Origin of the sequence: Kitasatospora phosalacinea (assembly GCF_000716545.1) — a bacterium.
GTDB classification, from domain to species: Bacteria; Actinomycetota; Actinomycetes; order Streptomycetales; family Streptomycetaceae; genus Kitasatospora; species Kitasatospora phosalacinea.
The window spans coordinates 83086-97338 of sequence record NZ_JNWZ01000018.1 but is presented as its reverse complement, the minus strand read 5'-3'; the positions used below and the strand labels follow the sequence as shown (position 1 = coordinate 97338).

The window sequence follows — 14253 nt, the reverse complement described above, 5'->3', positions numbered from 1 at the left end:
GGTGAACTCCACGACCCCCAGCCACCACCCGTGATCATCAACCCACAGCCGCGACCGCCCACGCTGGGCCAGGCCGAGCGGCTTCAGGGACTCCCGCGCTGCCGAGGTGATGATCCGGGGAACCGGACTGCGATCTGCCATGACCGGCATTATTGATCCGAAACGCTAAATTTCCGGCGCCTCGGTGATGTAGCGGACATGCGGGCCCTGGAAGTAGCCGCGGACGATGTGCGGCTGCTTTTGACGGCGGCGGAAGAAGCGGCGGACCTCGTCGGCGAGCTGGTCGGCGTTGCGGGCTCGGGAGGCCGGTAGCAGGGTCCGTTTCAGGTCGGCGTTGACCAGCTCGTCCGGGTTGGTCTCGGGCGCGTACGCAGGCGGCAGGTGCAGGGTGATGCGGCCGGGATGGTCGGCGATCCAGGTGCGGACCTTCTTGCCGCGGTGGACGGAGTGCCGGTCGACGACGAGGTGGACCGGGCGGTCGAACTGCCTGTTCAGGCGGTCGAGGAAGTCGCAGAACACCTCGGCCGTGAACGATCCCCGGTAAACGGTGAACCACATCCGGCCCCGCGGGCTGATCGCGGACATCGCGTTGACCGAGAAGCGGTTGCCCGTGCGCCGCATGGTCGGTGCCTGGCCGCGCGGTGCCCAGGTTCGGCCGGACACCTGGTCGGAGCGGACGCCGGTCTGGTCGGCGAACAGCACTTCGGCGCCTTCTTCCCGGGCCTTCGCGCGGATCGTGGGCCACCTCTCCTCGCGCCAGGCGCGGACCGTCTCCGGGTCCTGCTCGATCGCGCGCTTGTCCGGGCGCTGGAACGACAGCCCCCAGCGCTTGAGGTACTTGCCCACGCCCTGCTCGGTCAGTCGCACCCGATACAGCAGGGCGATGAGGTCGCCGACGATCGCGCGGGTCCACAACTGCCCGCCCAGGCCCAGGTCTTCGGGGCGGTGGTCGATCAGGGCCTGCCGGACGCACTGCTGCCGGTCCGGATCGAGCACCTGGTGCTCGCCCACCCGCCGACCGCGGCTCTTGGACACCAACGCCTCCCGGCCGCCGGCCTGCCAGGCGGCCCACCAGTCGGTCACCGACTCCACAGTGACGCCGAGCAGTTCTGCCACCTCGCGCCGATCCCGGCCCGCCCGAAGCGCCGCAACCGCCCGCATCCGCAGAGCTTCCTGAGCCTTCGGCGACAGGCTCCGCGCGTCCCCCACCAGATCCGTCACGCCCGGATCAACGAGCCCGGATCCTTACCGTTTCGGGTCAATAGCAGAAGCCAACGGGGCGGTTGACTTGGCCGTACCCCTGGACGTAGGGGGGCGGGTTGTTGCTCACCTCGAAGGTGTAGACATCATGGAGCGAGTACGACTCGAGATGTCCGCACTTGCCGGCAGGCACTGTATAGGCCCCGGCCCCGGCCCCGGTCTTCGGGCAATAGCCAATACCTGTGGATGGCTCGGTCATGACGGTGGGTTGGTTCCCCGGATGGCCTGCCAGCGGGAGCGCGGTGTAGCTGACGTCAGGAGCTGGACTCCTGCGCCTCGGAGGGTCACGAGCGCGGTGTGGACGGGGTCGAGTTCCTCGACCGAGCGTCCGATGGCCGACCCGCTACAACACCCGCCGCCGCCACTCCGCCAACGGTCACCTCAGCCCCAACGAATACGAACGCCGCCACCACGCGGCTAAGCTCATGCTCGCCGCGTGACGACCAACCGCGTGTCCGTCTTTATGGGCGACGGCCCGTGCTGGTCTGCACCCGCGCCACGGCTTGCCGGCCCGATCCCATCGAGGCAGGGGTGGCGGCGATGCGCGAGCTGGGCGAGGAACACGGCTTCGCGGACGAGGTGGGCGAGGATCCGTCGGTGTTCACCGCAGCGCCGATGATCGGGCTCAGCGCGGTGGTGTTCCTGTCCACCAGCGGCGAGGTGCTCACCACCGCCGGTCGGGGGGCCCTGCGGTACTGGGCGGACGCGGGCGGCGGTGTCACGGGCGCGCGCTCGACGGCCCGTACGGAGCACGCGTGGCCGTACTGCGGGGAGTCGCTCGGTGCGCGCTTCGCGGGCCACCGGCCGGGGCGGGCCGGTGTGGTGGTCGTGGCGGGCACCGCCCATCCGAGCACGGCGCACCTGGGCGACCGTGGGGCGCGGCCGTGTCGTCTGCACGGCGCGGGGCCACCGCGCCTCCTCCTACGACGAAGCCGCTCTCCGCACGCACCTGTTGGGCGGCTTGTCCTGGGTCCTGGGCGGGCGCCGACGGCGTCCGGACGGAATGGGCGTTTCCAGCCCGGGCACCGACCGGGTCGCGGTTGGGCGGCGTCGGCAGGCGGCGGGACGGGCGGGGCTCTCCGGCGGTCGGGTGGGATGCCTGCCGTCGCGACCCGGTCGCCGGAGAGCCTGGTTGGTTGCCCGTCACCTGCCGCCGGGCCTGGCGCCCGCACCACCGGTGCGGGCGCTGTCGCGGCCGGGCGGGTTCAGTGCGCGGTGCAGGTGGGCGTCGGTGCGGTGTTGGGGCCGCCGCGGGTGCCCTGGAAGCCGAAGGACGTGCTGCCTCCCGCGGCCAGGGCCCCGTTGTAGCCCAGGTTGACGGCGGTGACCGACGCTCCGCTCTGGGTGGCCGTGGCGTTCCAGGTGTTGGTGATCTTCTGGTCGCCGCCGTAGGTCCAGGTGACCTTCCAGGAGCCGATCGCGGCGGTGCCGGCCTTGACGGTGACGTTGGCGGTGAAGCCGCTGCCCCAGTCGTTGGTGATGGTGTAGGTCGCGGTGCACCCCTTGTCGCCCGGAACGGCGGTGGTGGTGACGGTGACCGGGGCGGAGGCGCCGGAGGTGTTCCCGGCGGCGTCGCGGGCCTTGACGGTGTAGGTGTAGGCGGTGCCGGCCGCCAGACCGGTGTCGGTGTACGAGGTGCCGGTGGCGCTGGCGACCTTGTCGCCGCTGCGGTAGACGTCGTAGCCGCTGACGCCGGTGTCGTCGCTCGAGGCGGTCCAGGACAGCGTCACGGTGGAGGCCGTCGCGGTGCCGGTCAGGCCGGTGGGCGCGGTGGGCGCGGTGGTGTCGCCGCCCGTGCCCCCGCCGGCGTGCTTGAAGTCGCCGAGTTCGTCGAGGGTGATGACGTACGGGTCGTCGTACACCCGCTTGAGGAAGTCCAGCGAGTTGCTGGCGGTGTCCTGCTCGAAGCCGGCCCAGGCCACGAAGTACGACCAGTCGGCCCGGTAGGCGCGCAGCAGGTCGGGGTCGGGGACGGTGCCGACCTCGGAGAGGGCGGCGACCTTGGTGTCGCCGGTCAGCGCCAGCTCGCGGTCGTAGGTGAGGGCGACCGGGCCGTGGTCGCCGGCCGTGGGGTAGGAGTCGGCGCTGACCATGTCGACCACGTCGTCACCGGGGTACCAGGCCGGGTCCACGGAGTTCCACTGCCAGATCAGGTTGTGGATGCCGTCGACCCCGGTGAGCCGGTCGTGCACCAGCCGGTAGAGGGCCTTGGCCGACTCCGGCCCCTTGGCCCCCCACCAGAACCATCCGCCCTCGGCCTCGTGCAGCGGCCGCCAGATGACCGGCACGCCCGCGTCCTGCAGCCGCTTGAGCTGGACGGAGACGGCGTCGATGTCGCGCAGCAGCAGCTTGTAGTCGTCCGAGGACGGGTCGGCCAGCGCCGCCTGGACGTCGAAGGTGGTGGCGTCGGTGTAGAAGCCGCGCCACCACTCCTTGCCGGGCTGGTCGATCAGGCCGGTGGGGGCGTTCCAGTGCCAGCAGAAGGCGACGATGCCGCCGCGCTCGTCCCAGGCGATGGCGTTGTCGGTGTCGTGGCCGGTGGTTCCGCGCTCCACCCGGCTGGGGGAGTAGTCCATCATGTCCAGGCCCTCGATGGCCGGGGCCTTGCCGGTGTTGGTCTCGATCCACTGCTCGTGCGCGGAGTCCTGCTGGCCGCTGAGGATGTCCTTGCCGTAGTTCGCCGTCAGGTACGTCATCAACGACTTGGCCTCGGGCGTGGCCTGGGGGTCGGTCAGCCCTCCGGTGACGGCGTGGGGCGGGCGGGCCGGGGCCGGGGTGAGGGAGATCGAGTCGATCAGGTACCAGCCCCAGTCGTTGCTGACCGTCACGGTGTTGGTGCCGGCGTTCAGGAGCACGTTGCCGGCCGCGGCGTCCGTCCAGGTGGTGGTGGAGGGAAGCGAAACCTCCCCCACGCCGGCGCCGTTGACCAGCAGGTTCGCCTTCTTGTCGCCGTACGGTCCGGCGTAGCGGACCGACAGGCTGTAGAGGCCGCCGGGGCTGTCGGGCACGGTGACCGTCAGGCTGTCGCTCGACTGGTCGAAGCCCTCGACGTAGCCGGCGCCCTGGAAGCCGACGACCGACGTTGCGACGCTCACGCCGTTCAGCGCGCCGTCCTCGGCCTGGTAGACCTGCGCGGAACCCGCGTCGGCCGCCTGCGCGGCGGCCGGTTGCAGGACCGCGGCCGCCGGTACGGCGAGCAGTCCGGCGACCGCCAACCGCAGGACTTTGCGAAGGGGCGGGGTGTGGGGGGCCAACGTCTTTCTCCTCGTGTGGGTGGGTGAGGAACGACATGACACTTGCCTGGGAGCGCTCCCATGAAGCCAGACGTGGAGGGTGCCGTCAATGGGTCGAACGCGGATTTCGGCGGACCGGCCGGAGCGGGTCGCGGCTTGCGGTCGACGACCGGTCCCCGGCCGTTTCCCACGGACAGGAAGGTGAATGCGCGCGAATAGAGCGTGGGGTCCGCCACCCACGACCGTCGTCCTCCGCCCGCCTCCACCGACCGCTCGACGTGCGCGACCGCAGCACGCCGGTTCCGCCGCAATCCGCCACCGGGACGCATTCGCCAGGAAGCACACCGGGCGTAGCGGTCACTACGGTTTTCCCGCCTGTCCCCCGCCAGCCTCCACGCGGCGGGGCCCTTGGTGAGGGGCTCACCTTGGTCATTCCCACGGCGCAGAGACCAAAAGACCACATGAGGCAGAAGCGAAACGCGACGCAGGCCGGGCGCCGACGGGGAAACGTCGAGGCCCGTACAGGCGGAGAGCAGGTCTCGGAAACCAAAGAACCAGGATCGACCATATCCGAATGCGGAAATCCACGCCGATGAGCCCCGATCCGCCCTCATCGCACGTTTTTCGGTGAATTCGTTGACACCCCTGACGGACGGGCGGCTACATAGGTGACCTGGCAAGACGACGCGACCCCACCGCCGTCACCTGCCGAGGGCCTGAACGGGACAGTCCCACGACCTTCCCCATTCAGCTATGGGAGCGCTCCCAACCTCATGGAGCCGCATACTCCCACGGAAGCCACCGCCGCAGGAGGCATTTCATGTCCGTTCCCCCACCGGGCAGGGGCCTGATGACAGGTGTGACCGTCTCGGCTGAGGCCGTGCTGTCCAGGCCGTGGAGTTGCAGCCGGACGCGCTGGACGACCAGTTGATCGGGCAACTGGTCGACGGGACCCGCGAGCGGGCTGCAGCTCACCGGCGCGGGTGGCCTGCTCCACTGGACAGACCCGAGACGGTGGAGCGGTCGACTCTGTACGACTGGGCGAGCGCCGGGTGCGGCACCCCGAGCCGCAGGTACGCCATGCGCAGGAACCGCTTCGCCGGCGGCTCCTGCGCATGGTCGTGGCAGGACTGGAGCGGTCAGTTGATACGGACGGTCTTCCAGAGTCGGTCGTCGAGGTTGGCGTTGTCCCACTGGACGACGGTTGCCCCGTTGGCGGTGGAGGACTGGGCGACGCCCGCGACGAGGGTGCTGTTCGCGTTCTGGAGTTTGCAGTAGCCACCGCCCGCGTCGACGAGGGTCCACTTCTGGGAGCCGACGCCGGAGGCCGCGTTCTGGACCAGGGCCGCGCCCGCGGCGCTGGAGGAGTCGCGGGCATCCAGGTTGGGGTTGCTGTCGACGTTCTTGACGGTCCAGGCGCCGCCGCCGGAGGGGTGGAAGGTGGAGAGCTGACAGGCGCAGGCCGTGTTCTGCCACTGCTCGATGGCGGCGCCTGCGGTGGTGGAGCCGCCCGGGATGTCGAGGTACGTGCCGCTGTTCTTGTTCACCAGGACGTACTGGCCGGTGTCCAGGGGCGGCAGGGCGGTCTGGGGGAGCTTTCAGCGTCGGCAGTCGCAGGTGGTGGCGCTCCACTGCACGGCGGTGGTGCCGACGGTGGTGGAGGCGCCGGGTATGTCGAGGCGCTTGCCACTGACGCGGTTGGTCATGGTGTAGGTGGCGCCGTCGGAGACGCCTCCACCGAGGTCGACCGTGCTGTAGGTGACCGGGTTGCGGCGGTCGCCGCCGCCGAAGCCCGCGCTGAACACCATCAGGCTGTGGCCGTCGGCCAGGGGCGGCAGACCCCGGCTGTAGCCGCCACCTGCGTTGGAACGCATGCGTGTCCAGGTGTTCGCGGCGCCGTCCCGGGTGTTGACGAACAACTCGTCGCTGCTGAGGGCGGTGGCGACGAGGGTCCCGTTCGGCCCACCGGCGGGCAGCGAAGGCGGGCGCGGAGCAATGGCACTCGGCGATGCTGCCGCACGCGGGCACCGACAGCCGCATCCGGCAGGACGACGCCCGGACCACAGTGGTCCGTCCACACGTCGTCACCCGCGAGACGTCGGGCTCAGGCAGGCTGCCACAGCTCGACCCGGTTGCCCTCGGGATCGGTGACCCAGCCGAATCGACCGACGCCCTCCATCTCCTGGATCTCCTCGGACGCGTCCGCTCCCCTGGCGCGCAGCTGCGCGAGCATCGCTTCCAGGTCGCGGACCCGGAAGTTGAGCATGGTCTGCTGGGAACGGGACCCGAAGTAGTCGGTCCCGGACTCGAACGTCGCGAACACCGTCGGCCCGGCTGCCTGGCGCCACGAGCCGTGCTCATCGACGTCCAGACCCAGGCAGTCGCGGTACCAGGCGTTCAGGGCCTCCGGGTCGGCGGCCCGCACGAAGTATCCACCGATTCCAAGCACACGTTCCATGCCGCCATCCTGCCAGCACGGAGATCAGGCGGGCCAGCACCCGGCACCGCCTGCTCCGCCCGTCTCGATCGCGGGGCAGCCCGTTATCGAGGACCGTGAACACCCGTGTCTTCCAAGGCTGCTGAGCCCCACCTCGACCACTCCCACCTCACCGCGGCCGACTTCCCGGCCTTCGAGCAGCTGCTCGCCGCCCGCCGCGACGGCAATGACCGCTCCCCCGACCGGGAGCTCGTACCCGCCTACACCAGCCGCCTCGGCGGCGCACAGCAGAACTCCTTCGCGGTCTCTCTCCCCCGACCGGCGACCGCGGCACCCGTCTGCCCACCGCGGGGAGGTCAAGGTCCACTTCGACGAGGCCGCCGCACCCCGACGGGCGGGTCTTCCTCCGCTCAGCACGGCCCGACGACTCGCCCGAACACCAGAACCTCTGGGCGGCGAGGCCGCCGGACCCGGTGGAGTTCTCCGTCGGCAGCGACCCCGCCACGATGGCGGCCGAGGTCGCGAAGCACCTCGCTCCCGCCTGCCGGCGGGCCGCCTGGCAGGCACGAACCGCCGCCGTGGAAGACGCCTTCATCTCGGACGACCTGACCGGCGCGCACATCCTCCCGCCGAACACCCGGCACCTCGGGGAAGTCGACGTCTTCGAGTCCGCGGCGGCCGCAACCACACCGCCTGGCGCCACCTCGACGTCCCGGCAGACCAAGGGCCCCACCTCCTCACAGGCATCCGGGCGGTGACCACCGCCGAGGATCACCTCAACCCCGCCACCGGCCCCCGGCTGCGCCAACTTGACGAGGCCGAGACCGCGCTCACCGGCATCCGGGAGATCCGAAACCGGCGGGCAGTCCTCGCGACCGGCACCGCCGGCGCAGGTCGAGGCGGCGACGGTCCGCGCCCAGCACCACAGCATCACCACTGCCGAGCCACGCCCGCCACCTCTCCTCCCCCAGCAGCACCGCGTCGCACCCACCAACTCTCCCGGCCACGGCGGAGGACAATCAACTTCCTTAGCAAGAAGGGAAGTTGGTGAGAGGGCCACAGTACGACCGACCCGACCTTCCGGGTGCGCGAGCAGAGCCGCCGGCCCAGCAGGCCTTCCGGCGGCTCCCCTCCCCGCCCCGCCCCGCCCCGCGACCGGCCATCCCTTGGATGGGGAGGGACAGGAGCATGCTGGCGAACTCCTGGCAGCCGCCGGGGCGGACGACTTCCCGGCCGTGCTTCTCCAGCTCGTGAGCAGCGACTCCGGCGCTGTCAGCCAGCTCCACGAACTCGTGAGCCCGGCTGCGCAGGGTGCGAGGAGAACGGCGTTCGGCGGCACGGAGCCGAGCTGGAGACCTGGGCGGAACGGATCACCGAGATCGGCGAGGAGCCGTATCTCGCCAACGACTTCACCGGTGAACCGGCCAGCCGGAGCGACCGGCCGGCCCCCGACTTCGCCGAAGCCCTGGAGCGCTACCCGGGCGTGCCCACACTGATGGCGCCCGTAAAGTACAGCACCACGGTAAGCACCCACAGAGCGCCCAGGGACAACATGAGGGCGATCTGGGAGAGCCTTTTGACGTGCATTGCCAGAGTGGTCGTGTCCCTGGCCAATAGCAGGGACGCGGCCACTGTCACCGGTATCAGGATCGCCACCACGTCCCCGGCGTTCAGCGGGTGCGGATGCGCGCCGTCCTGTCCAACCACTCCGAAGTCCACCAACAACGCGATCGCGGCAAGGATGCCCATGGTCACCCCACGAGTGGTCCATCGGCGCAGGAACGGCTGGCGCAGACGGCACTCGATCCAGATCCTCCCATCGCGCTTCTCCCGCGCGTCGTAGCGGGCGTAGTGCTCCTCCGACCGGTGCTCGGCGTCCGGGCGGGCGAGTTTCCCCGCCCTTCGCTCGGAAACGGCCCTGGTGGCACTCGGCTTCAGTTCGACGCTGCTGTCGGACACCGAAACGTGGACGTGGTTGGTGGTTGCGTCGTGAAAGGCGAGGTGGGTACTGGCCGTCGGCCAGATCCACTTACGGCTCCGAACCGGGGTGGTCGGGTGCCCAGCCGGGCCGAAGGAGATCTCGCGCCGCTCACCGATCTCGATCATGTACGGCTCGTCCAGCGGGACCTCACACCTGGCCAAAATCTCCCAGCGCGTCCCGTAGAGGTAGTATCGCCGGAGCAATTCCTCCGCTCCGCGGGAACCGTTCAGCGCCTTTCGGTCAATCTCCTGGATCATCTCCGCCAGGTCATTTACTGCCGGCAATAGCTCGCTACCGATCAGGCTGCTGTCGTTCCGGACGAGATTAGGGAGCACCAGAAGGGGATACTCCGAAGAACTCGTGCAGTCGTGGCGTACGTAGCGGTCGACACAGCGCTGGATCGGCTTGGCGGCCCGCTTGAGCCGAAAGAGAAGATCCCTGCCGACCATCCGGGACGCTTCCGGCAGGTACTCGTCGAGGAAGTCGTCGACATGGTCGTAAGCGCACCGGAGGGTTAGACACCGGATGGGATCCCAACGTCGACCCTTGATCAACTCCTTGAGGTTCACCGGGTTGAAGAGGAATATCGCGGCAAGCAATTCTCTGATCCGACTGTCGACAGGATGATCGAGATTCAAGCGGTCTGCCAGCTTCTGGAAATGTCTAGCTTGGAGCTCACTGACGGCCCCCCGCGAGAGGCGGTAGGCCGTCCCCTCCGCCACCTCGATGGTGAAGTTGACCGAGGCCACCTTGGGTATGTCGATGATCGGAATTATCAGCGAGGCACAGTCTTTGCCAGAGGGGACACTGGGAAGGAAACCATTTATCTCCTGGACGCCCCTCATGGGGCGTACCATTATTTCACGTTTTCTCTCCGACCACAATGCGCTGGAGAGGGATATCCGCGCCACTGACCTGGCTCGCCACTCCGGCAAGTTCTCCAGCAGACTGAAGGTCAGCAGGTCGGATTTCTCTGGTTCTTTCCAAGGCAACGGCCATTCAATCGTCTCGTTCATCTCGGGCTCCCGTCCCGGTCATCTATGGCTACACACACTCCGACTCTGCATCTTCTGGCTGTCGACCGCATCCCAGGAAGCGCGGCGGCCCCCGGGGTGCCGCTCCGGGTACCCCGGCTTGCTCAGCACCACAACGGACGAGAGGCCGCCAAGGGCATCTGGCCGCTGCTGATACGCGGCTTCCCGCCTGCGTTTACATTGCCGTTCCGGACCACTCCGCGAGGGCAGTCAGGCGCGGCTTACGGGAAATCCAACACCTGCCGCAACTCGTCGACGACCACCCGGCCGAAATCGGGCCATACACCGGAATCGCCAGTTCGACCCGAGAAATTCTCTTCACCTACAGGGGATTTGTTCAGAGAAATCCGCGCCATGACCGGGCGGGCGCCTCCCCGAAGGTGTTGCTTCCGCGCGTGAGCAGCGATTTCGGCGCAGTCAGCCGCTCCCCCGCCCGGCCCGGGTGCGCGCCTTCCTCGACGGACCCGCTCTCCACCGCACCGCTCCCCTCCACGGCGAAGCTCGGGCGCTCGCACCGGGCGCCATCGGCACGCCGTCGCCCGCTGCAACCGCACCCGGCCGGACGCACCGGGCGGCCCGCTACGGCTCGACGGGGCCCGCCCCGGGTCGGCCCTCCTCGGGGTCCGGCTCCGGGGCGGACGGGCGCCGGTCGGCGGGGAGGTGGCGGGTGAACAGCAGGGAGCCGCCGGCGATCACCGCGCAGACCAGGACGGCGGACTTCAGGCCCTGGATCTGCGCGTCCCGGTAGTGGTCGACCAAGGCGGCGGCCTCCTGCGGGGGCACCTCGGGATGCACGGCGAGGGCGGCGGAGACCTGGTCGGCGGGGACGAACGAGATGCCCGCCTCGACCTGGGTGCCGACCTGCTGGGCGACGGCCGCGCTGACCTGCGGGTCGCCCTCGATCCGGGTGGTGACGGAGGTGGCGAGCGCACCGACCAGGATCGCGCCGATCAGTGCCGTGCCGAGCGAGGAACCGAGGTTCTGCGCGGTGTACTGGAGCCCGCCGGCCTCGCTGCGCTCGGCGGGGCCCACGCTGGACTGCACGGTGTTGCCGAGCTGCGAGGCGAGCATGCCCAGGCCGAGGCCGAGCAGGGCCATCGCCCCAGCGAACGAGGCGCCCGCCAGGTCCGGCCGGATCGCGGTGATCAGCCACAGGGTGGCGGCGAGCAGCACCAGCAGTCCGGCCCGGACGATGGTCCGGGGCGAGGCCAGGCGCAGCAGCAGCGAGCCGCTCATCGAGGCGGCCAGCATGGTCACCGAGACCGGGAGCAGGCGCAGCCCGGTCTCGAAGGCGTTCAGCCCCTGGACGACCTGGAGGTAGAGCGGGACGACGAAGAACAACCCGAGCAGGACGGTGTTCTGGTTGAACAGCGCGATCAGTCCGGCGCGCAGCGGCCGGTTCGCGAACAGGCCGAGCGAGACCAGCGGGCTCGCGCCACGGCGCTCCAGGCGGCGCTCGTGGGCGCAGAAGGCGTACAGCACGGCGGCGCCGAGGCCGACGGCGAACAGGGTCGGGGCGAAGCCGAGGACGGTGAACGGCGGGTTGCGGGGTTCGATCCAGCCCCAGGTGCCGCTCTGCAGCACGGCCAGGACCACCAGGGCCAGACCGACGGCGGAGAGCACGGCACCGGGGACGTCGAGCCGGGGCCGGTCGGTGGAGGCCGGTTGCGCGGGGATCCAGCGCATCAGCAGCAGGATCGCGACGACCAGCACCACCTCGCCGGCGAAGACCAGCCGCCAGGTCAGGTAGGTGGTGACCCAGCCGCCGAGCAGCGGCCCCACCGCGATGCCGGCGCCCGCCAGTCCGCCGACGACGCCGTAGGCGACCGCCCGTTCGCGCCCCCGGTAGGTGCCGGCCACCAGGGCGGCCAGGGCGGGCAGCACCAGGGCTGCGCCCAGGCCCTCGACCACCGACCAGCCGAGGGCGAGCACGCCGACGGTGGGGGCGACGGCGGTCAGCCCGGAGCCGACGCCGTAGACGACCAGGCCGACCGCGAAGACGCGGCGGCGGCCGAACATGTCGCCGATCTTGCCGCCGGTCAGCATGAAGGCCGCCATCACCAGGGTGTAGAGGGTGATGACGGCCTGGATGGTGGTGACCTCGGTGTCGAAGTCCTCGACGAGCTGGCTGATCGACACGTTCATCACCGAGGCGTCGAGCACCATCAGGAACTGCGCGGTGCCGAGGACGACCAGCGGTTTCCAGGTGTTCGCCTTGTTCATCTCCGTCTCCCGGTCTCCGGCCCGGCGGGTGCCAGCCGATTCTCAGAGGATTCTCAGAGGATTCCGAGCTTGGCGGGCGGGCTGACTCCCCGTCAGAATTGTCGGCGCTCCATCAAACCTGGCGGCGTTCCCCTCTCGGTCGCCGGAAGCTCCCCGCATCTGCCCGAAGGTTCCGTCCCCACACGAGGAGTCGTCATGTCCGAAGACCTTTCCCGGCTCGCCGAGCGCGCCCGTCCCACCGTGCTCGGCCTGGCCCGCATCGCCGTGGCGTTGCTGTTCGCCTGCCACGGGGCGGCCAGCCTGTTCGGCGTCCTGGGCGGCGCCCACGGCAAGGCACCGCAGGTCGGCGAGTGGCCGGACTGGTGGGCGGCGCTGATCCAGCTGGCAGGCGGCGTCCTGGTACTGGTCGGGCTGGCCGTCCGCCCGGCGGCGCTGGTGTGCTCGGGGTCGATGGCGTACGCGTACTTCAGCGTGCACCAGGAGCACGCGCTGTGGCCGATCCAGAACGGCGGCGAGCCGGCCGCGATGTTCTGCTGGACGTTCCTGCTGATCGCCGCGGCCGGTCCGGGCGGCCTCACGCTGAGCGGCCTGCTGCGCCGGCCGCGGCGGGTGGCACAGCCGTCCGTCGCCTGACCGCGCGACGGCGCCGGGGCCGTCACGTCAGGCCCCGCTGCCGGTGAGCGTCGGCGAGCGCCGCGCCCCAGGCTTCCGCCCGGCCCGTCTCGCCCTCGCGCAGCGGCCCGTCGGTGTCCTCCACCAGGAAGCCGGCGGGCTCGGCCGCGAGGTCCCAGTGGTGCTTGGTGAGGCGGGCGGCGATGCCGTCGGCCGCCGCGCCGGCGTGCTTCACCTCGGCGCGGGTGTCGAACGCGGCGGCGCGGGCACCCGGGCCGCCGTCGGGCAGCGTGCGGAGCCAGGACCGCAGGCCGGGGCCGTGCTCCGGTGCGCCCGCCTTGGCGGCCAGGGTGCGGCTGAGACCGGTGGACATCCCCCGCATGTGGGTGGGGCCGCCGACCACCAGCAGGTCGACGTCCTCGACGGTCCCGGCCTCGGCGACCGGCAGGCACCGCACCTCGGCGCCCGGGTCGGCCCGCCGGACACCGGCGGCGATCGCGGCGGCGACCTGTCCGGTGTTGCCGTACGAACTCTCGTAGACGATCAAGGCACGCACCGCCCGTTCACCTCTCCCTGTTCAGCGGTTCGTCGGCCCGGGGACCGGCGGGGACGGTGACCACGGGGCAGGGCGCGCCGCGGATCAGGCCGTGCGGGACGGTGCCCAGCCGCATCCCGGTGAGGCCGCCGCGGCCGTGGCGGCCGACCACGACGGCCAGGGCGTGGGCGGAGACCCGGACCAGCTCCTCCACCGGGTCGCCCGGGACGACCTCGTGGGTGAGGTCGAGGTCGGGTTCGTCGGCGACGCAGCCCGCGGTGGACTCGAACAGCCGCCGCCGGACCTCCGCCTCGTCCTCCAGGGGCTCGAACGGCCGCACGGGGGTGCGCCGGACCCACACGGCGCGCAGGGCCGCCCCCCGGCGGGCGGCCAGGTCGGCGGCGAAGCGCACCGCGGGCCCGCAGGCCGGGGAGCCGTCGACGCCGACCACGACGTACGGCGGTTGGAGGGTGGTGTGCTCGGGCTCCCGCACCACCGCGACCGGGCAGTGCGCCTGGGCGCTGACGGGCACGGTCACGGAGTAGCGGCTCAGCACCTCCTCCAGGCGGCCCAGGCGGCGCGAGCCGAGCACCACCAGCGCGGCCCGTTCGGACTCCGCGCACAGCACCGGGGCCGGGGGCCCGTCGCGCAGGACCGGCCGCAGGCGCAGCCCCGGGTGGCGTTCGGCGGCGACGCCCTCGGCCTTCTCCAACGCGGCGCCCCCGGCCTCGCGCAGGGACTGGAGGTATCCGGGGCCGTCGCCGCGTCGGTCGCGGGGCTCGTCGGGGACGGCGTGCACCAGCCGCAGCGGCAGTCCGCGCCGTTCGGCCTCGTCGGCGGCCCAGTCGACGACCATCGGGCTGACCTGCCGGGCGTCGACGCCCAGCACGATCGGGCGGGGTTCGGTGGGCGATGTCATGGCTCCTCCACCGCTGTGG

The 14253-nt window shown here is 70.9% G+C and carries 12 protein-coding genes and 1 pseudogene; 4 read left to right on the top strand and 9 right to left on the bottom strand.

Translation table 11 applies throughout. From position 1 onward, the window contains the following. Positions 1–165: 165 nt before the first annotated feature. A complete protein-coding gene (locus OO48_RS11905; protein ID WP_342449641.1) occupies positions 166–1209 on the bottom strand; it encodes an IS630 family transposase in 1044 nt (347 codons plus the stop codon). 528 nt (positions 1210–1737) lie between these two features. On the opposite strand from OO48_RS11905, the gene OO48_RS40990 reads away from it, so the two are divergent. Continuing rightward, entirely contained in the window at positions 1738–2568 is an 831-nt protein-coding gene (locus tag OO48_RS40990) for a ThuA domain-containing protein (protein WP_342449638.1), read from the top strand. On the opposite strand, the gene OO48_RS40640 is transcribed toward OO48_RS40990, so the two are convergent. Continuing rightward, a complete protein-coding gene (locus OO48_RS40640; RefSeq protein ID WP_063830661.1) occupies positions 2466–4475 on the bottom strand; it encodes a glycosyl hydrolase in 2010 nt (669 codons plus the stop codon). The genes OO48_RS40990 and OO48_RS40640 overlap by 103 nt on opposite strands. A gap of 868 nt (positions 4476–5343) precedes the next feature. Here OO48_RS40640 and OO48_RS41165 point away from each other — a divergent pair. After that, positions 5344–5487 (top strand): annotated as a pseudogene (locus OO48_RS41165) (IS256 family transposase); the annotation flags it as partial. Between the two features lie 145 nt (positions 5488–5632). Here the strand turns inward: OO48_RS41165 and OO48_RS40985 are convergent. The 3 genes from OO48_RS40985 to OO48_RS11890 all read right to left on the bottom strand — a co-directional run bounded on the left by OO48_RS40985 (position 5633) and on the right by OO48_RS11890 (position 6951). Beyond that, positions 5633–6064: an RICIN domain-containing protein gene (locus tag OO48_RS40985; protein ID WP_342449640.1), complete on the bottom strand. Its 432-nt coding sequence runs from the start codon at positions 6062–6064 to the stop codon at positions 5633–5635. A gap of 27 nt (positions 6065–6091) precedes the next feature. Further along, positions 6092–6367 (bottom strand): RICIN domain-containing protein, encoded by a 276-nt coding sequence (locus tag OO48_RS40980; protein ID WP_342449637.1) that lies wholly within the window; start codon positions 6365–6367, stop codon positions 6092–6094. Positions 6368–6597: 230 nt separating this feature from the next. Then, positions 6598–6951, bottom strand: coding sequence for a VOC family protein (locus OO48_RS11890; protein ID WP_033215009.1), 354 nt, complete (start codon positions 6949–6951; stop codon positions 6598–6600). Between the two features lie 452 nt (positions 6952–7403). Here OO48_RS11890 and OO48_RS11885 point away from each other — a divergent pair, with 452 nt between their 5' ends. Then, on the top strand, positions 7404–7688 hold the full coding sequence (locus OO48_RS11885; RefSeq protein ID WP_033215006.1) for a hypothetical protein: 285 nt from the start codon (positions 7404–7406) through the stop codon (positions 7686–7688). 715 nt (positions 7689–8403) lie between these two features. On the opposite strand, the gene OO48_RS11880 is transcribed toward OO48_RS11885, so the two are convergent. Both OO48_RS11880 and OO48_RS11875 read right to left on the bottom strand, forming a co-directional pair. After that, on the bottom strand, positions 8404–9927 hold the full coding sequence (locus tag OO48_RS11880; RefSeq protein ID WP_157845432.1) for a hypothetical protein: 1524 nt from the start codon (positions 9925–9927) through the stop codon (positions 8404–8406). Between the two features lie 597 nt (positions 9928–10524). Beyond that, positions 10525–12168 carry an MFS transporter gene (locus OO48_RS11875; RefSeq protein ID WP_051732033.1) on the bottom strand — a complete coding sequence of 548 codons (1644 nt, stop codon included), beginning with the start codon at positions 12166–12168 and terminating at the stop codon, positions 10525–10527. 195 nt (positions 12169–12363) lie between these two features. Between OO48_RS11875 and OO48_RS11870 the strand changes: the two genes are divergently transcribed. Then, positions 12364–12801 (top strand): DoxX family protein, encoded by a 438-nt coding sequence (locus OO48_RS11870; RefSeq protein WP_033215003.1) that lies wholly within the window; start codon positions 12364–12366, stop codon positions 12799–12801. 22 nt (positions 12802–12823) lie between these two features. On the opposite strand, the gene OO48_RS11865 is transcribed toward OO48_RS11870, so the two are convergent. Further along, entirely contained in the window at positions 12824–13336 is a 513-nt protein-coding gene (locus OO48_RS11865; RefSeq protein ID WP_033215001.1) for a flavodoxin family protein, read from the bottom strand. A gap of 7 nt (positions 13337–13343) precedes the next feature. After that, positions 13344–14234, bottom strand: coding sequence for a universal stress protein (locus OO48_RS11860; RefSeq protein WP_051732031.1), 891 nt, complete (start codon positions 14232–14234; stop codon positions 13344–13346). Positions 14235–14253: the final 19 nt, after the last annotated feature.

Bases quoted from the DNA above. Each gene is read 5' to 3' on its own strand.
- OO48_RS40980 (WP_342449637.1), bottom strand. From the start codon at position 6,367: ATGCGTTCCAACGCAGGTGGCGGCTACAGCCGGGGTCTGCCGCCCCTG.
- OO48_RS11890 (WP_033215009.1), bottom strand. From the start codon at position 6,951: ATGGAACGTGTGCTTGGAATCGGTGGATACTTCGTGCGGGCCGCCGAC.
- OO48_RS11880 (WP_157845432.1), bottom strand. From the start codon at position 9,927: ATGAACGAGACGATTGAATGGCCGTTGCCTTGGAAAGAACCAGAGAAA.
- OO48_RS11875 (WP_051732033.1), bottom strand. From the start codon at position 12,168: ATGAACAAGGCGAACACCTGGAAACCGCTGGTCGTCCTCGGCACCGCG.
- OO48_RS11870 (WP_033215003.1), top strand. From the start codon at position 12,364: ATGTCCGAAGACCTTTCCCGGCTCGCCGAGCGCGCCCGTCCCACCGTG.
- OO48_RS11860 (WP_051732031.1), bottom strand. From the start codon at position 14,234: ATGACATCGCCCACCGAACCCCGCCCGATCGTGCTGGGCGTCGACGCC.